Annotated in this window: 24 protein-coding genes; 14 read left to right on the top strand and 10 right to left on the bottom strand. The window is 40.3% G+C overall.

What is annotated here, in order from left to right; genetic code table 11:
• Nucleotides 1–23: 23 nt before the first annotated feature.
• From K2F45_RS22145 to K2F45_RS22135, 3 genes are all read right to left on the bottom strand, one after another.
• A complete protein-coding gene (locus K2F45_RS22145; RefSeq protein ID WP_248932470.1) occupies nucleotides 24–902 on the bottom strand; it encodes a pirin family protein in 879 nt (292 codons plus the stop codon).
• Nucleotides 903–1,031: 129 nt separating this feature from the next.
• Nucleotides 1,032–1,346: a hypothetical protein gene (locus K2F45_RS22140; protein ID WP_248932469.1), complete on the bottom strand. Its 315-nt coding sequence runs from the start codon at nucleotides 1,344–1,346 to the stop codon at nucleotides 1,032–1,034.
• Nucleotides 1,347–1,357: 11 nt separating this feature from the next.
• Complete coding sequence (locus K2F45_RS22135) at nucleotides 1,358–1,780, bottom strand: OsmC family protein (protein WP_075993955.1); 423 nt, start codon at nucleotides 1,778–1,780, stop codon at nucleotides 1,358–1,360.
• A 261-nt stretch (nucleotides 1,781–2,041) separates the two neighbouring features.
• Between K2F45_RS22135 and K2F45_RS22130 the strand changes: the two genes are divergently transcribed.
• Together K2F45_RS22130 and K2F45_RS22125 are read left to right on the top strand one after the other, a co-directional pair.
• Nucleotides 2,042–2,761, top strand: a complete 720-nt coding sequence (locus K2F45_RS22130) for an outer membrane beta-barrel protein (RefSeq protein WP_145330102.1) — start codon at nucleotides 2,042–2,044, stop codon at nucleotides 2,759–2,761.
• Complete coding sequence (locus K2F45_RS22125) at nucleotides 2,754–3,332, top strand: TMEM175 family protein (protein WP_120336201.1); 579 nt, start codon at nucleotides 2,754–2,756, stop codon at nucleotides 3,330–3,332. Before K2F45_RS22130 ends, K2F45_RS22125 begins: the two co-directional genes overlap by 8 nt.
• On the opposite strand, the gene K2F45_RS22120 is transcribed toward K2F45_RS22125, so the two are convergent.
• From K2F45_RS22120 to K2F45_RS22110, 3 genes are all read right to left on the bottom strand, one after another.
• Nucleotides 3,326–3,886, bottom strand: a complete 561-nt coding sequence (locus K2F45_RS22120) for an AAA family ATPase (protein ID WP_248932468.1) — start codon at nucleotides 3,884–3,886, stop codon at nucleotides 3,326–3,328. The two genes, K2F45_RS22125 and K2F45_RS22120, sit on opposite strands and share 7 nt — an antisense overlap.
• A gap of 114 nt (nucleotides 3,887–4,000) precedes the next feature.
• Nucleotides 4,001–5,050: a DUF6688 domain-containing protein gene (locus tag K2F45_RS22115; RefSeq protein WP_248932467.1), complete on the bottom strand. Its 1,050-nt coding sequence runs from the start codon at nucleotides 5,048–5,050 to the stop codon at nucleotides 4,001–4,003.
• Nucleotides 5,051–5,262: 212 nt separating this feature from the next.
• Nucleotides 5,263–6,081 carry a hypothetical protein gene (locus K2F45_RS22110; RefSeq protein ID WP_248932466.1) on the bottom strand — a complete coding sequence of 273 codons (819 nt, stop codon included), beginning with the start codon at nucleotides 6,079–6,081 and terminating at the stop codon, nucleotides 5,263–5,265.
• A gap of 199 nt (nucleotides 6,082–6,280) precedes the next feature.
• Between K2F45_RS22110 and K2F45_RS22105 the strand changes: the two genes are divergently transcribed.
• Complete coding sequence (locus K2F45_RS22105; protein ID WP_147420985.1) at nucleotides 6,281–6,814, top strand: hypothetical protein; 534 nt, start codon at nucleotides 6,281–6,283, stop codon at nucleotides 6,812–6,814.
• Nucleotides 6,795–7,352 (top strand): hypothetical protein, encoded by a 558-nt coding sequence (locus K2F45_RS22100; RefSeq protein ID WP_248932465.1) that lies wholly within the window; start codon nucleotides 6,795–6,797, stop codon nucleotides 7,350–7,352. The genes K2F45_RS22105 and K2F45_RS22100 overlap by 20 nt, the downstream gene beginning before the upstream one ends.
• Nucleotides 7,353–7,359: 7 nt before the next feature.
• Here K2F45_RS22100 and K2F45_RS22095 read toward each other — a convergent pair whose 3' ends face one another.
• From K2F45_RS22095 to K2F45_RS22085, 3 genes are read right to left on the bottom strand one after another with little or no spacing between them, the layout of a single operon-like run.
• Nucleotides 7,360–8,601 carry an RNA polymerase sigma factor gene (locus tag K2F45_RS22095; RefSeq protein WP_248932464.1) on the bottom strand — a complete coding sequence of 414 codons (1,242 nt, stop codon included), beginning with the start codon at nucleotides 8,599–8,601 and terminating at the stop codon, nucleotides 7,360–7,362.
• 50 nt (nucleotides 8,602–8,651) lie between these two features.
• Nucleotides 8,652–8,990 (bottom strand): YciI family protein, encoded by a 339-nt coding sequence (locus tag K2F45_RS22090; protein ID WP_248932463.1) that lies wholly within the window; start codon nucleotides 8,988–8,990, stop codon nucleotides 8,652–8,654.
• Nucleotides 8,991–9,030: 40 nt separating this feature from the next.
• Nucleotides 9,031–9,507, bottom strand: coding sequence for a carboxymuconolactone decarboxylase family protein (locus tag K2F45_RS22085; RefSeq protein ID WP_088162735.1), 477 nt, complete (start codon nucleotides 9,505–9,507; stop codon nucleotides 9,031–9,033).
• A 224-nt stretch (nucleotides 9,508–9,731) separates the two neighbouring features.
• Here K2F45_RS22085 and K2F45_RS22080 point away from each other — a divergent pair, with 224 nt between their 5' ends.
• From K2F45_RS22080 to K2F45_RS22070, 3 genes are all read left to right on the top strand, one after another.
• Nucleotides 9,732–10,436 carry an MgtC/SapB family protein gene (locus tag K2F45_RS22080; RefSeq protein WP_088162734.1) on the top strand — a complete coding sequence of 235 codons (705 nt, stop codon included), beginning with the start codon at nucleotides 9,732–9,734 and terminating at the stop codon, nucleotides 10,434–10,436.
• 73 nt (nucleotides 10,437–10,509) lie between these two features.
• Entirely contained in the window at nucleotides 10,510–13,209 is a 2,700-nt protein-coding gene (mgtA, locus tag K2F45_RS22075) for a magnesium-translocating P-type ATPase (protein WP_248932462.1), read from the top strand.
• Nucleotides 13,210–13,277: 68 nt separating this feature from the next.
• On the top strand, nucleotides 13,278–15,032 hold the full coding sequence (locus tag K2F45_RS22070) for a DUF885 domain-containing protein (protein WP_075994945.1): 1,755 nt from the start codon (nucleotides 13,278–13,280) through the stop codon (nucleotides 15,030–15,032).
• Nucleotides 15,033–15,094: 62 nt separating this feature from the next.
• Here the strand turns inward: K2F45_RS22070 and K2F45_RS22065 are convergent, their stop codons facing one another.
• Nucleotides 15,095–16,084, bottom strand: coding sequence for a GlxA family transcriptional regulator (locus tag K2F45_RS22065; RefSeq protein WP_088162733.1), 990 nt, complete (start codon nucleotides 16,082–16,084; stop codon nucleotides 15,095–15,097).
• A gap of 135 nt (nucleotides 16,085–16,219) precedes the next feature.
• Between K2F45_RS22065 and K2F45_RS22060 the strand changes: the two genes are divergently transcribed.
• The 7 genes from K2F45_RS22060 (at nucleotide 16,220) to K2F45_RS22030 (ending at nucleotide 23,836) form a co-directional block, all read left to right on the top strand.
• Nucleotides 16,220–16,642: an SRPBCC family protein gene (locus K2F45_RS22060; protein ID WP_075993943.1), complete on the top strand. Its 423-nt coding sequence runs from the start codon at nucleotides 16,220–16,222 to the stop codon at nucleotides 16,640–16,642.
• 62 nt (nucleotides 16,643–16,704) lie between these two features.
• Complete coding sequence (locus K2F45_RS22055) at nucleotides 16,705–17,127, top strand: DoxX family protein (RefSeq protein WP_075993942.1); 423 nt, start codon at nucleotides 16,705–16,707, stop codon at nucleotides 17,125–17,127.
• Nucleotides 17,128–17,221: 94 nt separating this feature from the next.
• A complete protein-coding gene (locus K2F45_RS22050) occupies nucleotides 17,222–17,671 on the top strand; it encodes an SRPBCC family protein (protein ID WP_075993941.1) in 450 nt (149 codons plus the stop codon).
• 27 nt (nucleotides 17,672–17,698) lie between these two features.
• A complete protein-coding gene (locus tag K2F45_RS22045) occupies nucleotides 17,699–18,082 on the top strand; it encodes a VOC family protein (protein ID WP_248932461.1) in 384 nt (127 codons plus the stop codon).
• Between the two features lie 66 nt (nucleotides 18,083–18,148).
• A complete protein-coding gene (locus K2F45_RS22040) occupies nucleotides 18,149–19,117 on the top strand; it encodes a dimethylarginine dimethylaminohydrolase family protein (RefSeq protein ID WP_248932460.1) in 969 nt (322 codons plus the stop codon).
• A gap of 197 nt (nucleotides 19,118–19,314) precedes the next feature.
• On the top strand, nucleotides 19,315–20,199 hold the full coding sequence (locus K2F45_RS22035) for an ABC transporter ATP-binding protein (protein WP_075993939.1): 885 nt from the start codon (nucleotides 19,315–19,317) through the stop codon (nucleotides 20,197–20,199).
• Nucleotides 20,180–23,836 carry a M1 family aminopeptidase gene (locus K2F45_RS22030; RefSeq protein WP_248932459.1) on the top strand — a complete coding sequence of 1,219 codons (3,657 nt, stop codon included), beginning with the start codon at nucleotides 20,180–20,182 and terminating at the stop codon, nucleotides 23,834–23,836. The genes K2F45_RS22035 and K2F45_RS22030 overlap by 20 nt, the downstream gene beginning before the upstream one ends.
• Nucleotides 23,837–23,878: the final 42 nt, after the last annotated feature.

Below are 23,878 nucleotides of genomic sequence, written 5' to 3'. Positions count from 1 at the left end.
TGATGTCTAAATAGTGCATCTAATTAGTCCAATATCATACTGAGATCCATCAGCAGGATTTCAGTATCTGCTGAGGTCACTTTCAGGTTAATTTCAGCGACATCCCATATTCCAAAGCCATCTCTGCTTTCTAATTCTTGTCCTTCGACAGTAACACTACCTTTTATTACAAAAACATATACACCATTTCCTGCCTTTTTGATCTGGTATTTTGTTTGGACGTCCTTGTCAAAATGCCCCATGGAAAACCAGGCATCCTGATGGATCCATACACCCTCGTCTTCTGGATTTGGAGAAAGAATTTGCTGGAACTTATTCTGTCTTTGTGTTATATCCAATGTAATTTGATCGTATCGGGGGCTCACATTCCGTTGATTAGGGTACACCCAAATTTGAAGAAACTTGACTACCTGATCGGTGTTTTTATTATATTCACTGTGTATGATACCCGTTCCGGCGCTCATCACCTGAATATCTCCCTTCCGGATAATAGCTTTGTTACCCATGCTGTCTTCATGTTGCAAATCACCTTCCAAAGGGATACTGATGATTTCCATATTGTCGTGAGGGTGTTTGCCAAAACCTCTTCCTTCAGCCACCATATCATCATTTAGCACACGTAACACACCAAAGTGCATACGTTCGGGGTTGTGATAATTGGCGAAGCTAAACGTATGATTGCTATCTAACCAGCCATGATTTGCATGACCGCGTGTAGCCGCTTTGTGGAGGACACTATGGTTTTCCAATTTGTCTGAATTATAGTTTACAGCTTCGGCATCCAGCGTTTCAAGCGGTTCTATCTCGTCAATATCATTCTTCAAGATATCAGCTGAAGACACTGTGGATGCAAATATCCCGGAACCCAAAAGTCCCTTTTTTATAAAGTTCTGTCTGTTCATGATCTTATTATTTAGTATCCAAAATTAGCCTATTAGCCGCCGATTTCTATTGATCTAGTTCAATAAAGAAAGAGTTTTAACGGTTTTCGGTTGTTTTTCTAGGACGCTATTGCTATGGCCCGTGCTTTATTAAACGGAGAGTAAGTCTGGAAAAAGACTATAGACTTCATTTTTTAGAAGTCCACTTCCACCGCCATAATGTTTGATCAGACCAATCGGATAAGTGAGCCGCGTAAGGTGATCTGTTATTATACGCTCTTCCTGAGGAGAGAGTCCTGAACTCAATAACAAAACATCTACAGGGACGTCAATAAGCTGTTTTTTACAGGCATCCAAATCGTATTGTATCGATGCATTCCAGTTGGGCGTGTTTTCAATGATTCTCTTGAGCGTGAGGAGAATTTCTTCATTTTTACCAAATATGAGAAAGGTTAATGTTTTCATGATGTTCTTGTTTAAGGATTTGTCCTGATGAGTGTATTGACAATGGCATTACCCTTTAAAATTTTTGAAATGGGACATTCTTCGGCAATTTGTTGCAGGCGTTCTCGGGTATCCTCTGCTAAGATTTGTCCAAAAGCTATCTCGCGATCAAAATATGTAACCACCTGTCCTTTTTCAATTTTGAGGTACATATTTGAACTGACTGAAATTTCTGGAATATCAAGCCCTTTTTTATCGATGTACATGCGTAAAGTAGCTAAGGTACAAGATACAAGCGATGAGATGAGAAGGGTGTAGGGGTCAGGACCAAGATCTTTGCCACCAAGTTTTTCAGGTTCATCCGTAATAAATTCTCCATTTCTCCATTGTATTGTGGTCTTATATTTCTGCTCAGTAATATGGCCAAGGATAGGGTTTTCCAATATATATTTCATACGGATTATTCTTTTGTTTGTAATACAACAAAAATAAGCCTGAATTGATTCATTTCCATTGATGTAGTTCAATAAATATAGTCATATTGTCTCCTGATATTTTTTTATTGGCTGATAAGATTGATGGATTTCCGCTGATGAATACAGCTTATCGTTACAGAAAAAATAAAGATTGGAGTAAGTTGAATCACATAAATTTTCTTACTTTTAACAATCAAATTCGCTCAATTTTTTAAAGGATTTTAATTTAATATTTCGGTTATGATGAAGAGATTTTTACTTGTCGGACTTTTTGCTGGTATAACCCATTTTATGGCTTTCTCGCAATCTCATGAACTACGTGTGGGTGTCACCTCCGGTGTGTCCAATTTTACGGGATCGGGAACGGAAGCAAAGAGTACGTTGAATGGATCTACACAACAGGACTATTATACCAATAATCCTTATGGAAAAAAATATGGAATCAATATTGGAGGCGCCTTAAACTACCGTTATGTTTTTGCCAACAACCTAATATTAGGTTTAGAGGGTGCATATGAACGATTGCAGACAAAGATTGATTTGGAAGGCAATGAGTTTATGAATGGAAGCCGTGGTCAGACCCGTCTAAATCAACAATTTATCAATTTTAATCCTTTTGTTGGCTATCGTGTCTTTTTTGAACCGATGACAATGGATATACAGCTGGGTATGGATATTGCCAAAACGCTGAGCATCAAAGAAAATGGTAGCATTGAAGATAAACAGGGGAATAAAACAAGTTTTGATCGTGATAGAGGCAAGGTTATCGATTTGGATCTACGCCCTCGTTTACAGTTTAATGTAAATTATGACCGTTATACCGTGTTTGCCGGTTATTCATGGGGATTGAAGGATTATAACAACGGGATGCTTGGTGCTGATCCCGGTGTGGCACGATTAAATGTATTTCGCTTAGGCCTGCAGTATCAGCTATTAACTCCGATCTTCAAAAATGACTAAAGGCAGGTTAGAAGCATTCAGTGATGGCGTTTTGGCCATCATTATAACGATTATGGTACTTGAATTAAAAGTACCTGAAGGATTTACTTTTGCGAGTCTTAAACCATTATATCCTAAAATTATCTCCTATATCGTTAGTTTTGTTTACGTTGGACTGTACTGGAATAATCACCATCATCTCTTTCAAATTGTTCGAAAAGTAAATGGAAAAGTTCTTTGGAGCAATTTGAATTTATTGTTTTGGCTATCATTAATGCCGGTTACAACAAATTGGATTGGTGAGTCACATTTTGAAAGGGATCCTATTATCGCTTATGGCTTTGTCCTGATCATGTGTTCCATATCATATAATATCGTTGAATATTTTGTGATTCAAATCGAAGGGGAAGAATCTGCACTGAAAAAAGCGGTTAAATCGAAGGTTAAGGAAAATATTTCTACAGCGCTGTATTTTTTGGGGATAGGACTGTCTTTTATTAATCCCTATATCAGTTTGCTCATGTATGGAACAGTCGCTATTATGTGGCTTATACCTGACCGCCGTATTGAGAAAGAAATGCGGAATCAATAGTTTTGCTGTTCCAGGGCTTTCAGGATGAACTGAACGCGATCGTTTACCGTTGTTTTTGGAACCTCAATGGTTTCATAACCGAGTTGTGTATAGGTCTCTTTCATTATCTTGAAAGTGTTTTCGGCCTCCCGCCAAGTTTGTTTCCGCTCGTTGTCATTCGCATAGATCTCTGCCCAAGGCGGTAAGATAAATACTTTTTTATGATAACGTCGACCTTTTGCTTCGTGAAGCAGTTCTTCTTCGATTGAAAGACCTTCCATCGCAATATATGCCAATGTATCTGGAATTCCGCGGTCAAAAAAAATGTAGTTTTGGTGATGTTGCCTCACCTGCATCAAATAGCTGGCTGATGAAGCGGCCAACATGAGTTTGGCATAGTGAATTTTATTTTTCCAGGGCAAACCATCGGCATCAGCTTCCAATTGTTCTCGGATGATGTGCCGGGCATCCTCTTCCACAATGCTGAATCCCTGCTTATGTAATTCATTTAATAAGGTTGTTTTACCGACCCCAGGTCCTCCCGTCAGAACGATAAAATAATGTGTTTGATCCATAATGATTAAAATGAAATGTTTCCCGAAATGGAGAAAATTGGGGTAATGGCTGATTGTTGGCTACGATTTTAAAAATTAGCTGTATTGTTTTGCGATTTTCTTTTCGGGTTCGACTTAGAATGTATATAAGAAAAATAAAAATATATATTCTAGTGGTTTCATCAAAATATAAGTCACATTTGATGCGCTGCTGGAATTAATTTTGACGGAGATATTAAAACCATATTTATCGTAGCAATATCTGACATAGCGATGTAGTGCTGGTGATAAATCGCTTAATATTTCTTCGAATGCGTTGGCCACCTGAAGCTGTCTATTGACAATGATCGTGTTGCCATGTCTTGTACCTAGCCGTAGGGGTTTAACAAGAGCGGGATCTCCTTTTGCCGCAACTGTACAGAGGTAATGGCCCTGATGATCGAGGATAGGAGGGTGCATTTTTTGTGAAAAAGCCCAAGTAGTTGTTTCTGTGAAAACTTTCACCATTGAATCCCGATCCTGCCCCAATAGGACAAGGATGATAGTTAGTAGGAGAAAGACCGGAACAAGTAAAATAAGAGCCCATGTCGGATAATTCAGCTTTGAGGAAAGCAGGTTATTGATTTTATTGAGCGTGCTGTTGGCATAGCTTCTACTCATAGCGTAACCCCGCTCTTCAACGATGATTTTACGGATTAGCCCAATGCCCATAATCAAGCAGCATATTGGCGTGAAAATAAAGAATAAAGTTCCTTCGTTGCCAACATACATATCCAATGTGGACGTATCGTGGTGACAGACCTGAACGAGCACAAACAGACTGATAATACTACCTGTCATTAACATAATCAGCATCAGAACAAGAGGAATAGGGGGGATTTTTCGTCCCTTGAGCCAAATCGCTATTGCTGAAATATTAAATGCAATAAAATAAAATGATAGCGATACAAGGTGTTTTCCGCCGAAGGGAATATAACAATCACCATCTACGGGATCTACGGCCTGATTATATTGACTCGAGTGGAATAATAGCCCTACCCCGGTTATCATTAATGAAATCAGGTAGCCGATGATAATGGCATACTCAGCAATTGTTATGTTCCGCTGTTGTTTTTTGACAGCCGAACGAAGCAGATATAAAATCCCGAACAGCGTAAGAATAATAAGGAGAAGAATGAAGATCATAATGGGGTGAGCAGTTATAATTCTAAGACGAATATCGTCAAATCATTTGTTTAATTCAGATGCAAGGCGATCAATTGTTTTTGAAATATGTCCGTATAACGGATTGAAATCAATATTATTGAAGTGTTTAATGGGTTGGAATTCAAGATTTCTTCAACAGTGTAGATGCTATTAAGGTATCTATAGTGCCAATGTCCAGCAAAGACCAGCGTCTAATTTTTACCGAATAATCTGCTCCAAAAATTCTTTTTTTTGCTGCTTTGAGAGCTGTCTGTGGTTTCAAAATGTTTAGGGTCTGCATGGATTGTCTCTGTTTTGACATTTGGTAAAATCTCATTTTCTGGAAGTCCATTGCGTTGTTCTATTTCCTGGATCTGTTTTAATGCTGTTGTCTGATATAAAAGCGGTCCGTCTTTGTCGCAGTTAAAGAGGTTGGAGTAACTTTTTGATTCATTCAGATCAAAAGGTTGTGGTTCTACAACTTCTGTTGCTTCCAAGAGACCAAGGTTACGATCTTTGGCATATTGCAGTGCATTGAGGAAAATAGAAATACGGTTATCAGAAAATAGCGTATCTAATTCATCCTTGATCGTCGGGTCACTTTGGTAATCTATCAACAATTGCGCGACTTTTTCTGCCGGGATGAACACACCCGAACAATAATTTTCTACAAGCCTATTTTCGATATTATTGGTTAGAAATTCTTGTTGAACAAATTGTTCCCACTGTTTGTAATAGCTGGATAAATGGTCATTTTTGGAGAAGGAAAGGGCTCCACCTCGAACATAGAAGTATTTTTCGAAAAAACCTTGGACAACAGCAATGAAAAAACCATGGGTTTTGTCAAAATAATCATTTTTGTCGGTTTCCCGGCCCGCATTTAAGGTGTCTTGGTATTTGGTTTTATAGAAGTCTTCTAGTTGGTGAGTTGCAGAAACTTCCTCAATCTTTTCAGGATTTTTGAGCAAGTCAAAATACCAAGTTTCTATCTGCTGTTCTGAGATGGGGTGGTAACTAATATCATAGCCCATAATGACTGTTTTTAATCTCTTATGTTGTAATTGCTAATATATTAAAAATTAACATTTTGTGCAATATAAATCGCTCCGATATCGTGCTTTTTTCGCCTAAAAGGAAGGGTTTATGACAATTTATAGAGCAGGAGGGCGGGGCAACATGTTTGCCTATTTCATGATAATTAATTACTTTGGTCACAAACAGAATTTATATATGAAGCACTTACTATTTATTATTTTCATGTCGATGAGCTTATTTTTTACGGCTTGTCAATCCCCAAGTCCAGAGACTTTTTTCGGAAAAGTTGTTTTAAACACAAATCTTGTAGCAGATTTTGCCCCTGAACGCTATGGCAAACAGCTCGAGCAGGAGACCGTTGAATTTGCGGATATGCCCTCCAGTAAGAAAGTAGGCGATGAAGCTCAAAAATCTGTCGGGATCAAAATTCAGGTTGTTGAAAAGGCCTTAAAGGATATTAAGGAACTGAATGTTTCCGATGCCGATGCAAAAGCATTGAAAGAGCAGTCTATTGCATTATTTGAAAAAGTGTTGCCTGTCTATAAAAATGAATATACCGCTTATGCAAAGTTATGTGATGGTAAAGGTTCGGCTGAAGAAAAGCAGGCATTACTCCAAAAGATCGAAAAAAACGATATGCCTTCCATTAACGAGGTGTTTGACAACGTATATGCTTTAGGAAAAGCTTATGCTGAAAAACATAACCTAAATGTTAACTGGGGAAATTAAGCAGATGAAGGAAACAAGCTTATACAGAAATAAAAAGAAAACAAGTCAGCTATTGTCAATTTCGGGAGGCCTATGTTTGTTGCTTCTGGTCATTTTATTGTACAGTATCGGTTTATTTGATGGTGTATTTAAAGCCAAACCGACAGTTTTCTCTGCAGGAGCATTGCTGGTACTCTTAGTTTTATTGTTTTCCAGCCTACTGAGCCTTCGGGATAAAACAGCGCAAATTGTTTTGAACGACCGCTATTTTCTTGGAAAGACAACACCAATATCGAAAGCTTTTGGCCAAGGCGACTGGCAGGATGTCAAAAGTATCGACTTACAAAAAGTCGGTGGTGATACGATGGTTATTGTTACATTGGGTAATCCCCCTAAATATAAAGAGCAGCTTTCGTCGCTGTTATGGAAAATGGCTTATCAAGAATCCACTCAAGAACTGTGTATCATGTATTCGTCCTCAACTATTGATTTGGAGCCCTCGGAGCTATACCAACTTTTTGTATCCTATTGGAAAGGAGCAAAAGTAATCGATCAATAGCAAACAATTAGGCCATTGCAGACTTTATAGCATCAATCTTCTGTTGGATGATCTCTTTTTCCAATGTTGTTTTAGCCAGGATTTTTGCTTTGTTAAAGTTTGCGATGGCTTTGTTTTTGTCCAGTTCCTTATAGAGTTCACCAAGGAGGACAAAATAAAAGTGATTATCTTCTAGCTGCAGCATTTTTATTTCAGTAAGTGCAGCTCTATTGCCTTTTACTTTATATAGTGCAAATATTCTATTCAATGCAGCTGCAGGTGAATAGTTGACGACTAATAAACGGTCATACCATTGCAGGATTTCGGCCCATTTTTCTGGACTGTCTTCCTTTATACAATGGCATTGCGCAATCTTTGCCTCCAGATGGTAGGATGTGAGTTCGTCTCCCGATGCAGCGTTTTTCAGAAAATAAAGCCCTTGATGTATAAGTTCTTGATTCCAGCGCTCCTCATCCTGTTGCTCATACAAAATGAAATCACCTTTATTGGTCAGCCTTGCCTCGAAACGGGAGGAATGAAAACAAATCAGCGCAATGAGCGCATTGGTCTTAGGTGTATTTGTTTTTTCATAAGTCGAAAGCATTAACGCAAGGCGTAACGCTTCAATACAGAGCTCCTTTCTTAAAATTTGATTTTGGGTTTTAGAATAATACCCTTCATTAAATAAGAGGTAAATAATATGGAGTACGTTATCGAGGCGTTTAATAATTTCTGCTTCGGAGGGCAGTTCGAGTTCGATTTTTTCTGAACGTAGTTTTTCCTTTGCTCTGAATAGGCGCTTATTGATGGTTTCTTTGTTGGAAAGAAATGCTTCGGCAATTTCGTCTATACCAAAACCACAGAGGATTCTAAGGGCAAGACCTATTTGAGCCTCACTTGCAATTGCTGGCGTGCAGATTGCAAACAGCATTTTTAATTGGCTGTCTTTGATATTTTCCTGTGAGAAATTAAAGTCGTCGAAGGTTTCCGCTTCCGGCTCGCTCTGCCGCACTGCAGGGATGATTTTATCTTTAAATATTTTATTTCTTCGAAACTGGGCCAATGTCTTTTGTTTTGCAACCGTGTACAGCCAAGCCTTAGGATTTGCAGGAACGCCTTTGGTCTGCCAAGATTCTGTGGCCAATAAGAAAGTTTCGCTGACGATATCTTCGGCGATTTCGATGTATTGAAGACCAAAACTCTTACTGATGACAGCGACTATTTTGGTAAATTCTTGCTGGAAAAGCTGTTTTAGAAAATCCGGATCCATAAGTCTAAAATAGGGGCGGCTGTGCGCGTGTACAGCTGCCCCGTATATGATTAGTTGAGCAGTGCACGTATCTCTACACTACCATTAAATTCGAGTATAGGACAGCCATGGGCCAAGGTTGTGGCTTCGTCAAGATCGTCTGCTGCGACGACAATAAAACCGCCGAGTCTTTCCCTAATCTCCACAAAAGGTCCATCCGTAACGATACCGCCTGGCTTTAATACCTTTCCGGCTGGCTCAAGACGGGAGCCATGATCCTTCAGTTTACCTTGCGCATCGATGTCACTGATCCAGTCGTACCATCTTTTGTTTACAGCTTTTGCTTCTTCTTGTGTCAGTTGACTTGGTTCATTGGCCCCCTGACGAAATAATAAGATGAAATCTTTCATTTTTATGGTTTAATTTATCGTATAAATATCGACCTCCTGTTTATGAGGTTGGCTGTACTTTGTGCTGCCCAACTTTGTAGCTTCCTGCTTGTGTACGGAAGGAAATATTGATCCTGTTATAGGAATTGATTGCTGTAATGGCCAAGGTCAGGTCGATAAGTTCTTCTTCCGAAAATACAGTAGTTGCTTTCGTATAAACCTCGTCCGACACATCACCATGCGTAATTTTGGTCACGGCTTCGGCCCATTCCAGCCCAGCACGTTCACGTTCGCTATACAGAGGTGCTTCCCGCCAGGCATCCAATAAGAACAATCGTTGTGGTTGATCTCCAGTCGCCAGTAGATCTTTTGAATGCATGTCAAGACAATACGCACAGCCATTGATTTGTGATACACGGAAATAAATAAGATGCAAAAGCTCTTGTTCTATCGAACACTTGCTCAGATATGTACCTATTCCATACATTGATTTCATGGCGTTTTGCCCTTTTGCGAAAAAATTGATGCGTTGTTTCATTTTTTTATTGTTTTTAGTGTAACTGATTTACACCACAACAATGCTTGAAGTTAAAGAAATTGGACAGCTTGATCTGTAAATTTTAGACTTAAATTATAAGTAACTGTATTACAGTTTTTTAATTTGATTATTTCTCTAATAAAATTCTAATAATTTTCTAAAAGATCTCTAACGGATCATGGAGGTAGGAATGCGCACCTTTGCAGGCAAAGGAGGACAAAGAGATGAGTGTTTTTGAATTTGCCATACGATTATTTGCAGCCTTGCTTTTAGGAGCTGCTGTGGGAGTAGAGCGCCAATGGCGCCAGAAAAATGCGGGGCTTCGGACAAATACCTTAGTTTCGTTGGGAGCAGCAGCTTTTGTGCTGCTTTCCATAGAAATTGGCGGTGATGCTACCGGACGGATTGCTTCTTATGTGGTCAGCGGAATTGGTTTTCTTGGCGCTGGTGTGATTATGAAGGACGGTTTGAATGTGCATGGTCTAAACACGGCGGCGACGATTTGGTGTTCGGCCGCAGTAGGGGCGCTCTGTGGTCTAGGTTTGCATGCCCAAGCATTTGTGGTTGCGTTGGCTATTATTCTTACACACCTGATCTTTCGCCCAATCGGGCAAAAAATGGCCTTCTTGACTTTTAATAAATCTGCAGCATCACAAACCGAATATCTACTGACCATAGGCTGTGGGATAGACATCGAAAATCATATTCGTGTTTTACTGATGCAGATGCTGAGCAGTAACGAAAAACTGTTGTTGTCTTCGCTTTCGAGTGACGATACCCTCGCTACAAACGGCGTTGTCATTAGGGCCATCGTTAGAGCCATCGGTCAGCAAGATAGTCTTATCGAACGGATGGCTAGTCGATTGACCATCGAGGAAAGAGTAACAAAAATAAGCTGGGAAATTATAGGTACAGAGTCGGACCTGTAATAAGAATCGGATCTATAATAAGAACGGGATTTACGGAAATTAACATGAAAGGGGCTATAGGGTTATGATTAAAATGAACAATAAAACAACAAAGAATCCATTGCACAATATGATCAGTTCCAATGGAATGAATGTGGGGACCGTGACCAAGTTACAGGGGGTGGCCAGTCAGGATGAAAAACTTGCCTGCGCGATGTTAGAAACGAGCAGAGAGGGGATTACAGATGAAATGGCTAAGGAACGTCAACAGAAATTTGGATTAAATGAGGTGAAACATCAAAAGGCCCCAAAGCGGTATGTGCAGCTATTGAAATCTTTTGCCAACCCCTTTATATATATTCTGTTATTGATTGCCACTGTTTCCTTTATCATCGATGTAGGGCTTCCAGAGGTTGGCGAACGAGATTATAAAACAGTTGTTGTGGTGTCCATTATGATTTTGGTCAGTGCGCTGCTTCGTTTTGTACAGGAGTATCGAAGTAATGCCGCGGCAGAAAAATTAAAAAGTATGGTCAAAACTACGGCAACAGTATTGCGGAAATTTAAAGGGAAAAGAGAGATTCCTATTGTCGAACTGTTGCCGGGAGATATTGTATACCTTTCTGCTGGGGATATGATACCTGCAGATTGCCGTATTGTTCAGAGTAAGGATCTTTTTGTGAGTGAAAGTATGCTGACTGGAGAGGCGCTTCCGGTAGAGAAGAATTATTTGCCTATCCGGAATGCGGCGGAAAAATCACCTATTGAACTTTGTAATATTTGTTTTATGGGGACCAATGTTGTCAGTGGATCGGCGATAGCCGTGATTGTAACGACAGGAAGTTACACCTATTTTGGGAGTATCAGCAAATCGATTACCGGCGAACGTCCCGAAACAAGTTTTGATAAGGGTATAAATAAGGTGAGTTTCTTATTGATCCGTTTTATGCTGGTCATGGTTCCGCTGATCTTCTTGATCAATGGGTTGATGAAAGGGAACTGGACAGAAGCGCTACTGTTTGCCATTGCTGTCGCTGTAGGTTTAACTCCCGAAATGCTGCCCATGATTGTCACCGCTAACCTAGCAAAGGGTGCTGTCAATATGAGCAAGCGTAAAGTCATTGTCAAGCGGTTAAATTCTATCCAGAATATAGGTGCCATGGATATTCTGTGCACCGACAAAACAGGGACGTTGACATTGGACAAGATCGTCATGGAAAAACATCTTAATGTGTATGGGGGCGAAGATGATGAGGTGCTCAAATGGGCCTATCTTAATAGTTTTCATCAGACTGGTCTCAAGAATTTGATGGATAAGGCTGTGTTGGAACATGCCGAATTGCACGATTACTTGAAAGTGGAGGATCAATATCTGAAAATTGACGAGATTCCATTTGATTTTCAGCGGCGACGGATGTCTGTGGTCCTCAAACAGCATAATGGCAAACATCTACTGATCTGTAAAGGGGCTGTAGAGGAAATGCTTGAGCTTTGTACACACGCTTTTGATCCGGGAGATGACCGTAGCCTGCATGTCGAAAATGACCGTACTGTACCGATGGACGATACGATGCGTAAAATTGTATTGAAAACCTCGAAAAAGATGAATGAGGAGGGATTACGTGTTTTATTGGTTGCCATCCGCGAATTTGAAGGTGCTCACCCCTTGACCTATGCTGTTGCAGATGAAGCGAAATTGACGTTGACGGGATTTATCGGCTTTTTGGATCCGGCCAAACCCTCTTCACAGCCGGCCATTGAATCCTTACAAAAATTGGGAATCGGGATCAAAGTGTTGACAGGAGATAATGAGATTATCACACGCAAAATTTGTATGGATGTCGGCATTCCGGTTGATCGGATTGTCAATGGAAATGAATTAGATAGCATTCCGGACACCGAGTTAAATCAATATGTCGATGAGGTATCGGTATTTGCAAAGTTGAGCCCTCTTCAAAAAGTTCGTGTTGTAAAAGCATTGCGGGATAAAGGACATACGGTTGGCTTTATGGGCGATGGTATCAATGATGCGGCGGCACTTAAGGAGGCTGATGTGGGTATCAGTGTAGATACGGCTGTTGACATTACCAAAGAAAGTGCAGATATCATTCTGCTGGAAAAAGATCTTATGGTGCTGCGCAAAGGGGTTATTTATGGACGTCGAACTTTTGGAAATATCATTAAATATATCAAGATGACGGCAAGCAGCAATTTCGGCAATATGTTCAGTATGCTTGGGGCCAGTGCTTTTCTTCCCTTTCTACCGATGCTGCCGGTGCATCTGCTTATTCAAAATCTACTCTACGATATATCGCAGGTATCTATTCCTTGGGACAGCATGGATGAGGAATTTATCGTCGAGCCAAAGAAATGGGATGCTGGTAGTGTCTCTAAGTTTATGTTATTTATTGGCCCTATAAGTTCATTGTTTGATTTCGCCACTTTTGCGGTATTGTTTTTCGTGTTCAAGGCCAATACGGTATCGGATCAAACACTCTTTCAGACTGGTTGGTTTGTAGAGGGATTGCTTTCACAAACATTAATTATTCATATGATAAGGACCAAGAAAATACCCTTTATTCAAAGTTGGGCTGCTGCACCGGTTGTTGCCTTGACGAGTTTAATTATGATTATTGGTGTCGTTTTGCCGTTTACACCATTTGCCGCTGCCTTAAAAATGGAAGCACTGCCTCTGACTTATTTTCCATGGCTTATCGGCATTTTGGTCTGCTATTGTTTACTTACACAGTGGGTCAAAAATTGGTTTATCCAAAAATTTCATACCTGGTTATAGTTTTAAATTATTGGAGTAAAATGCTGAAATTCATCAACAATAATGTTAATTTTAGACAAATTACTCCAATGAAACTTATAACATATACCCTTGCTATCGCTGGATTGGGTCTGATGGCTTCCTGTGGATCGGGAACTCATAACAGACAATCTGCTGCTGATACTGCTGTGAATGAAAAATTTAAATCGTATGAAGACCGTTTTATTCAGCAGCTTTGGAAAGAAAATCCGGAATGGGCTACCCAAGTAGGGTTCCATCAGTATGATTCCTTGTTGACAATTCCGGATGCCAATACGCGAAAACTACGTATGGAGTTTTCAAAGCGACATTTGGACAGCCTCAAAAGTTTTGATCTGAGCACCTTGAATCTTTCTCAGCAAACAGATTATCATCTGATTCAAAACTATCTTGAATCCAATGTGTGGTCTATTGAGAAAGAGCGCGCGTATGAGTGGAATCCTTCTTCGTACAATGTTGGGGGGACGATCGCTTTTATGCTTGCTGAGAATTATGCACCATTATCGACCCGACTTAAAGCTATTTATCAACGTTTGACGAAGATTCCAGCCTATTATGAGGCCGCGAAAGGACAGCTTAAAAATCCGGCCTTGGTATTGACCGATTTGGCAATTCAACAGAATTTGGGCGGTTTATCTGTTTTTGAAAGCGATTTACGGGATTCACTGAAAAAATCCGATCTGCCGGCTTCAGAAAAGGAGGCCATCCAGAAGGCTTCGCAACAAGCTATTGCGGCGATCAACGGATATGTTCAATTTTTAAAAGTGACACCTAATCCTTCTCCGCGAAGTTTTAGATTAGGAAAAGAACTTTACGACAAGAAATTTGATTTCGATATCCAATCGGGTTCAACGGCAGAACAGATTTATCAGGCTGCTCTAGCAAGAAAAAGCTATTTACATGGTGAGATGTATAAAATCAGCAAAGAGCTGTGGCCTAAATATTTTGGAAAATCATCCTTGCCGTCAGATAGTTTGCTTGTCATTCGAAAGATGATCGACACCCTGTCTGTCAAACATGTTAAAGCAGAAGAGTTTCAATCCGCTATCGAAGCACAGATACCGAAGCTGGTTGCGTTTGTCAAACAAAAGGATTTATTGTACATCGATGATAGCAAGCCGCTTGTGGTGCGCAAAGAGCCTGCTTATATGGCTGGTGTTGCGGGAGCTTCAATCAGTGCACCTGGTCCATACGATAAAGGTGGGAATACCTATTACAATGTGGGCAGTCTAACAGGCTGGACCAAAGAGGCAACAGAGAGTTACCTTCGGGAGTATAACCATTACATTTTACAGATACTGAATATACACGAAGCTATTCCGGGGCATTACACCCAATTGGTGTATGCGAACCAATCGCCGAGTCTCATCAAGAGTATTTTAGGTAATGGTGCAATGATTGAGGGCTGGGCTGTCTATACCGAACAAATGATGCTCGAAAATGGTTACGGTGACAATGCTCCTGAAATGTGGTTGATGTGGTACAAATGGCATCTGCGTACCGTTTGTAATGCTATACTCGATTATAGCGTCCATGTGAAAAATATGAGTGAAAAAGACGCCATGCATTTGTTGGTTGATGAGGCGTTTCAACAACAGGCCGAAGCAGCCGGTAAATGGAAACGTGTGTCTGTGAGCAGTGTGCAGCTGACGTCTTACTTTACGGGATATAAAGAAATTTATGACCTTAGGGAAGCTGTTAAACAAAAAGAAGGGAAACAGTTTAATTTGAAGGCGTTCAATGAAAAATTCCTAAGTTTTGGTAATTCACCCGTGAAGTATATTCGGGAAATGATGTTAAAATAATTATAAGGAATTCGAGCAATGATAAAGCCACTCAGAGGAGTGGCTTTATTGTTTATCACAGTTTATTGCTCAATGGCGACATCAGCAGTTACCTTGGCAAATTTGTTTCGATAATCTATTGGTGTAAGGCCTGTAATTTTTCGAAAAATATCCCGAAAGGCTTTTGTGTCGGTATAGCCTACATCAAACATCACCTCGGAAACGTTTTTTCGTGATGCTTCGAAGAATTTTTTTGCAGCTTCGATGCGTACGCGTTGGAGGTATTCGACAGGCGTGTTGTTGGTTGCTTCTTTGAATCTCCGTTCAAATGTTCGCCGCCCAATATTGACATGATTGGCCAGTTCTTCGACTGTAATTTTCTCCTCGTACTTCTTCTCGATATAGTCTTGAGCTTGTTGGATATCCAGATCAGCATGATTACGTTGGCCTCTGAATATGGCGAATTGCGATTGATTATCCCGGCTGATATCCAGCGCAAAATATTTGGCTATGAGTACGGCTGTTTCCCTGTCGGAATACTTTTCCACTAAATAGAGTATCAGATTCCATAAGCTGCTCGCGCCACCACTGCTGTAGATATTTTCATGTTCAGTGATCACAGCGCCATCCTCAATTTCAATGTGAGGGTATTTTTCCTTGAACTCTTCGATATGTGCCCAGTGTGTCGAACATTTTTTTCCATCTAAAAGACCTGTCTCAGCGAGCAGGAAAGCACCCACACATAGACTGGCAAGACTAGCCCCTTTGTGGTACAGTTTTGTAAAATAAGGGATCGCTTCGGCATTATCACGTATTCCTTTTTCTATGTTGCCAAAAATAGGCGGTATAATAAGCAGATCTGTTTTCTGAACGTCCTGTAATAGCCGGTTTGTCTTGATGGTATACTCCCCGCTATTGGCCGGAACGTAAGTCGTTAAACCTACATATTCGACTTCAAAAATAGGCTGTTTTCCAAAGGCCGTTAGAAATTCATTGGCCGTATGAAAGGTTCTGAATGCAGGGGTAATACCTTCGATAGTGCCGTATTCGGGAACAAAAACAGAGATTTGCATATCATTTTTGGTTTATGACATAAAGGTACAAATAGTTTTTGTCGTAATCTACCCCTAAAGTTGTCGTCTTTGCAACAGCCGCAATGTTTTGATCCTTTGCATCTTTGTTATATCAATATAAACAATAGGAAAACAATGGAAAGACAGACAAAAATTACAGTTGAAGCAACGATTAACGCTCCTGTAGAAAAAGTATGGAAATTATGGAACAGTCCGACGGATATTATGCAATGGAACTCGGCAGACCCGAGCTGGCACTGCCCAAGCAGTGAAAATGATCTTCGCGTGGATGGTACTTTTAAAAATAGTATGGAGGCAAAAGATGGAAGCTTCGGATTTGACTTCGAAGGAACCTACCATACGGTAAATTTATACCAGGAAATTGCATATACCATGGCCGATGGAAGAACTGTAAATACGCTTTTCTCCGAAGCGGAAGGGAAAACCAGTGTGATAACAGTTTTTGATGCGGAACAGGAAAATGATCCTGAATTCCAAAAATCGGGCTGGCAGGCTATTTTAAATAACTTCTTAAACTATGTAGAATCTGCGAATTAGTAATTCAAGGATTCAAGGCTGATTATCACTGAAATTATACACTTACACAAACGACTTATACAATGAAAAAGAACAAAATTGCTTTTTGGATAGCAACGGTATTTATAGTTCTCTGGGAAGGACTGATGCCACTTGGAACACTGTTATTTGCGCCGCAATATATCAATGCGGGCACAAAACCATTGGGATATCCCGACTATTTTGCCTATGCTTTAATTATCTGTAAGCTGTTGGGCGTTATTGCAATTGCAGTACCGCAGGTTCCGACCAAATTAAAAGAATGGGCCTATGCTGGATTGACATTCAATTTAATATTTGCTTTTATTAGTCACGCATGTGTTGACAAAAATGCAGCATTTATGGTGATGCCCATTTTAGTATTGGGGATACTTGCTGTTTCTTATTTCTATCAGGCCAAGATTACTCGTTTAAGCAACAAGGAGACAGTTGGTACAGGAGTATATCATCAGACTTCAGTAGTGTAGCAAGTTTACCGGATTGTATTGGACTGAAAGAATGTACTGAGAGCGAGTAAAACAAAAAATAAGCAATAGTTATTCACTTATAAACAATATAGATATGAAAACGAATCAGGTTTCTTTACATCGAATTATTCAGGCGAGTCCTGAAAAGGTGTTCCGTGCTTTCGCAGATCCGATAGCACATGCCAGCTGGCTGCCTCCTTATGGTTTTGTCTGTACCGTACAGCAAATGGATTTTAAAGTAGGCGGAAGTTTCAAAATGACCTTCATTAATTTTAGTACCGGTCATAGCCATTCTTTTGGTGGTGAGTACCTTGAGATTGAACAAGATACTTTTATCAAGTACGTGGATCGATTTGATGATCCCAATTTACCGGGTGAAATGACTACCACTGTCTCCTTGCGTAAAGTGATGTGTGGTACAGAACTTAAGATTGAACAGACTGGAATTCCTGAGGTTATTCCTGTCGAGATGTGCTACCTTGGATGGCAAGAGTCGTTGGAAAAAATGAGAAAACTTGTAGAGCCTGAAATACCGGATGCATAGCCAATTGATATGATGTTAGTTCAGCCAATGGAACGCTTGCAAAGCGGAATTTTCATTACATTCTCAGGAAATTGTAGAGCGGCACTTACGTTTTATCAGACCTGTTTTGGGGGAACGTTACATTTTGATATGTTCGACCAACCCTTGCAGGGCTGTGCTGAAATGCCTGTAGTGAGTGCCACTCTTATTTCCGGACCTATCGCAATTTACGGCTCTGATTTGGTGCACAACGAGGGACGGAGAGTGGGAAACTACGTCGCTGTGTTTTTGCCCTGTCAGGATATTTCCGAACGTGGGGAATTGATTGAAAGACTTACATCCCAACAAAAAAGAAGAATAGATTTTGATTTGCAGCAGAAATTTATTGAAGTAACTGATTTGTTCAATGTGCGCTGGGTTCTAGGAATTTAGATTCCGCTTTCCTATACATTTGTTTTTTTTGATAAAAAAAAGCAAATTGGACTTAAAATCAGTGCTATGATCTTTGTAGAAAATGAGTTTGCCCCTTTAAAGAAAGTTATTCTTACGGTTTCTGAATTTGGCTTTCCGGAAATGATGAAGGTTGAAGATCTTCGGTTTTTATCTTCCACTGCGCTGGAGGGAGACGATGCCAATGCAGGAAAAGATTTTGGAGAAGTGTATCCCGAATTGCAAAAGGCATGGGAACAAGAGCGCAATAATTTTGCTTTGCTGTTGGAGAAATATGGCGTTGAAGTGTTGCGGCCACGTAACCTAACAACACTTGAAAAAGTATCCGGAGGAGAACACGGTTATTCTAATTTCTTTGTCCGAGACCCATTTTTCACCATCGGAAATGCCGTTATTGAGGGGTCAATCCGTTTTATGCAGCGCCGCAATGAAATATGGCCCATCCGGGATGTGTTGGAACGTGAAGTTTATCAAAGTGACTGCCTTTATGTGGCTGCGCCAAGACCCGCCATGGCGGAGCAGGAGGAGTTGGGATTATGGCATGGCCCTTTTCTAGAAGGAGGCGACATCCTGGTATACGGTAAACATATTTTTGTCGGCAACTCTGGGCTTTCCTCGAACAGCCTAGGGATTAAGTGGCTCTCTAAACTATTACAGCCTTATGGTTATCAGGTTGAAGAGTTGAAACTTCATCCCAATATACTTCATTTGGACTGTGCACTAGGACTGATCCGCGAAGGATTGATGATCGTTTGTGAGGAAGCATTACCCTATGGGATACCCCAAAAACTGAAAACATGGGACAAAATTGTGGTCAATTTGAAGGAGGCGAGCTTGCTAGCAACCAATGGTCTGCCTATTAATCCGACAGTCTATGTGACAGATCCTGTTTTTGGCTATATTGGAGATAAGCTCTCCGCTTGTGGTGTCCATGTTGAATACATTGATTTCCGGATCAGCCGTAGCTTTGGCGGATCCTTTCGATGTAGTACACAGCCATTATTGCGAAGTTTTTAGTAGATCTTTTAATGCTATCTGACCCGCTTGGAGACTCATCTTTTTAAGGTATTTGTCCAAAAGCAAAAACAGTTTTTTTGCCTGCAGATGTGTCCATTGGAAACCTTTCATTTTCGTTTGTTTTTAACTTTTACTATCTTGATGTAACATATCCTTGTTTTGGTATACTAACATATTATTAACAGTTAAAATAAATTATGAATTTATCCATAGAGACCCTTAGTAAGACCTATTCTAATGGAGTAAAAGCTTTAGATGGCGTAAACTTAGAAATTAAGCCCGGGATGTTTGGTTTACTGGGACCAAATGGTGCTGGCAAGTCTTCTTTAATGCGGACAATTGCGACACTTCAGAAACCCGACAGTGGCCGTATTACTTTTGGTGATATTGATGTACTCAAAAATCAGCTCGATTTGCGGAAAGTTTTGGGTTATTTGCCACAGGAATTTGGTGTTTATCCCAATCTCTCTGCATCAGATCTGCTGCAATATTTTGCAAAGCTTAAAGGAATTAAATCGAAAGCCGATCGGGATGCCATTATCAACCGTGTTCTTGAGGTTACCAATCTTTGGGACGTACGCAATAAAAGCGTAAGTGGTTACTCGGGCGGGATGAAGCAACGTTTTGGTATTGCGCAATTGTTGCTGAATGATCCCAAGTTAATCATTGTAGATGAACCGACTGCAGGGCTTGACCCCGCGGAAAGACATCGCTTTTTGAACGTTCTACGAGAAATAGGTACAGATCATACCGTCATTTTTTCTACGCATATTGTGGATGATGTGCGTGAACTGTGTCATGAGTTGGCCATTTTGAATGGGGGAAAGATTCTTTTGAGAGGCACTCCTAAAGAATCCATCGATCAATTGGATGGTAAAATCTGGGTACGTATCATCAGTCGGGATCAACTGGATGAGTATACACAAAAATATAACGTTATTTCAACCAATTACAATCAGGACAACACACTCAATATTCGGGTGTACAGCGATGTGCGTCCCGATGAATCATTTGTGAACGCTCAAGGCCAATTGGAGGATGTCTATTTTGTAGCGCTAAAAAATGATCAACGCCATGTTTAAAGCCATCTTTCATTTTGAGTTTGCGCGTTGGTTTAAGAGTTCTGCCGTCTACATCTATATGGCACTCTTCTTTGCGCTTTCGTTGTTTATTATGCTGTCTTCGCTCGGTATTTTTGATGGTATAACGGCAACGACTTCGTCCAACACCATTATGAACTCTCCATGGGCGATTAATGGTATGGTTAATGGCATGTCGACTATTATCTATTTTTTGATACCGTCCATCGTTGGAGCCTGCGTCTACCGGGATTTTCAATACCAGGTGCATACGATACTTTTCAGTTACCCTTTCTCAAAAACGGACTATCTACTCGGTAAATTCTTTGGATCAGTAGCTGTTGTATTGGTTATTGTATTTGCTTCAACCTTGGGTATTATCGTCGCACAATTCGTGCCGGGTATCAATCAATCCTTATTGGGACCAATTCATGTTTGGGCATATTTACAGACCTATCTTGTACAGGTTATCCCAAATCTCATTATTTTTAGTGCAATTATCTTTGTGCTGGTAACATTGACACGAAACGTATACGTTGGTTTTGTCGCGGTGTTGATCCTTATTATTCTTCAGGTGCTGGTTCAGAATCTGGCGAACAATATGGACAATCGTTTTGTGGGGGCATTGATAGATCCTTTTGGGGATAGTGCCATCTCATACTATACCCAATACTGGTCTCCAGATGAGAAGAATGTCAATAATCTTCCCTTTACCGGAGCTGTTATTTATAACCGGTTAATATGGCTCGCTGTCGCAGCCTTATTCATTGGCGGATTTTATATGTTGTTTTCTTTTTCACAACATTCGATTTCCTTTAAATCATCGAAAAAAGGAGCCCGTTTAACCAAAAATAACTTTGATAGTATCTTCAAAATCAATCTGCCTAAAGTAAACTATGATTTTTCGACCTTTCATTATTTGAAAACGACATGGACAATGGCACGGTACGACTATCGCTATATCGTCAAAAATCCGGTGTTTTTAATATTGACTTTGGTAGGAGTATTGTTCATTATCTTGATGGCAAGCACCATTGGCTCGATATTCGGAACGTCGACTTATCCGGTGACCTGGAAAATGCTGATGATCCCGGGGACTACGTTTAAGTTTTTCCTGCTGATCCTGACGTTTCTTTTTACGGGACTTCTTGTCCACCGCGGCAGCATTACGCGGATGGGAGGATTGTTGGATACAACAGCGACGCCCAACTGGGCTTTTATGGGGTCGAAGATTATCGCAATTCTTTTGATGCAATTGACTTTGCTGGCCGTTGTGATTGCGACCTGCATGGGGTTTCAGGTGTACCATCACTATTATAATTTTGAAATTGGACAATATGTGATGCATCTGATGGTGTATGGTATGTTGTCAAATTTGGTATGGCTATTTATTTCACTTTTTGTACATACGCTTTTCAAAAATTACCTGGCTGGATTTTTTGTGTTATTGACCCTCTTTATTGGATTACCCTTTTTATCCATGGTCGGTGTAGAACAGGAGATCTATCAGTTTAATCAGGGACCAGATCTGGATTACTCGGATATGGATGGATTCGGCTATGTTCTTCCGTTTTTAACGTATCGGGTTTATTGGCTGCTTTTTGCGGTGTTTTTTGCTGTCATCGCCCTGCTGTTATGGCGAAGAGGTGGTTTTTCGGGAGTTAGGGAGCGTTGGGGTATTTTTAAGGCGAATTTGGGACCGGTAACAACGGCGCTGCTCATTTTTGCCTTTGCGGGCTTTATTGGCATCGGTGCTGCAATATATTACGAAAACCACATTAAAAATCCATATTATACCAGTTTAGATCATGAAAAACAAGCTGTAGAATGGGAAAAGAAATATAAGAAGTATCAGTACAGGCCGCAGCCCCGTGTCGTGGATATTAAGTTTAATCTGGATATTTTTCCCGATACGCGAAGTTTTAAAGCGCATGCGGACTATGTATTGAAAAACAAGACCAATATGCCTATTGATTCTATTTTTGTCAATTACAATAATTACGATTATATATTTTCTTTAAGTGTACCAAATAAATTGATTTCTGCCGACGATAAATATAATTTCAATATTTATAAACTCGAGAAGCCTATGGCTCCGGGCGATTCTATTGTGTTGAAATTTAGTACTGTTAGTCCGGCCAATACCTGGATAAATGAAAAGTCGCCTGTGAAGGGCAATGGTACGTTTATCAACAATATGCTTTTCCCGAATATAGGCTATCTTGACCGTGGCGAGTTGGTAGACAATGATGTCCGCAAAAAATATGGACTTCCGTATCGTGATAGAATGGCTCCGCAGACTGACAAAAGGGCCCTGCAGAATAACTATATATCCAACGATGCCGATTGGATCCGTTTTGAAGCTACAGTAAGTACGGCCAAGAATCAGTTGGCTATTGCTCCGGGCTATCTCACAAAACAATGGGAGAAAGATGGTCGTAAGTACTATCAATATAAAATGGATTCGGAAATCCTGAACTTTTTTGCATTTAATTCGGCCGAATATGAAGTCAAAAAAGATAAGTGGAACGGGGTAAATTTGGAGATTTATTACCATAAGGGGCATACCTATAACCTCGATCGGATGATGGCTTCCAGTAAGGCTTCTTTGGCTTACTATACGAAAGAATACAGTGCTTACCCGCATCGACAATTGCGTATTATTGAATTTCCGCGCACAGCGGGAACTTTCGCGCAGTCCTTTGCAAATACAATTCCTTTTTCTGAAGCGATCGGTTTTATTGCTGATGTCAATGAGAAGAAAGAAGATGCGGTCGATTATCCCTACGCGGTAACAGCCCATGAGATTGCACATCAGTGGTGGGCACATCAAGTGGTAGGAGCCAATGTGCAAGGGGCTACATTGATGTCCGAAAGTATGTCTGAATATTCATCGCTCAAGGTTTTGGAAAAAAGATATGGTAAAGGGCAGATGCGTAAGTTTCTCAAAGATGCGCTCGATGGCTATTTGCAAGGACGAAGTGCCGAAAAACTAGGTGAAAAGCCGTTGATGTATAATGAAAATCAAATGTACATCCATTACCAAAAGGGATCCCTGGTGCTTTATGCCTTGAGCGATTATCTGGGCGAGGATCTTTTTAACAGGACAGCCCAATCTTATTTACAACGTACAGCGTTTCAAAACCCACCATATACAACTTCATCAGAGTTTGTGGATAGTTTTAGACAGGCGACTCCTGACTCATTACGTTACCTGATTAAAGATATGTTTGAAACGATCACCCTGTATAACAATAAAATAGAAAAAGTAAGTTCAAAGAAACTTAAGGATGGTAAATACCAGGTTGATATCCAATTTGAAGTGTCCAAGTACCGCGTAGATGGCAATGGGAAAAAGAGTTACAATGACGAAGGTGGGCAGCCGCTGTCCTTTAAGAAATCAGATCGTGTGACTCTGAAATCATTGCCATTGGCAGACTATATCGAGGTAGGTGTTTTCTCGGATAAGAAAAGCAAAGACGGTAATAAACGTCAGGAGCTTTATCTAAAAAAGCATAAAATCGATCGAATCAACAATACGATGACGCTGATTGTTGATCAAAAACCCGAACAGGTAGGTATAGATCCTTACAATAAACTGATCGATATTGAATCGGACGATAATCGAAAGGAAATATAAGGAGAGCCCGGTAAAAAAATCCCCATCATGCGATGGGGATTT

Origin of the sequence: Sphingobacterium siyangense, assembly GCF_023277505.1 — a bacterium.
Lineage (GTDB): Bacteria > Bacteroidota > Bacteroidia > Sphingobacteriales > Sphingobacteriaceae > Sphingobacterium > Sphingobacterium siyangense.
Note: the sequence above shows the minus strand (reverse complement) of the source record. Positions and strands in the feature narration are given on the sequence as shown.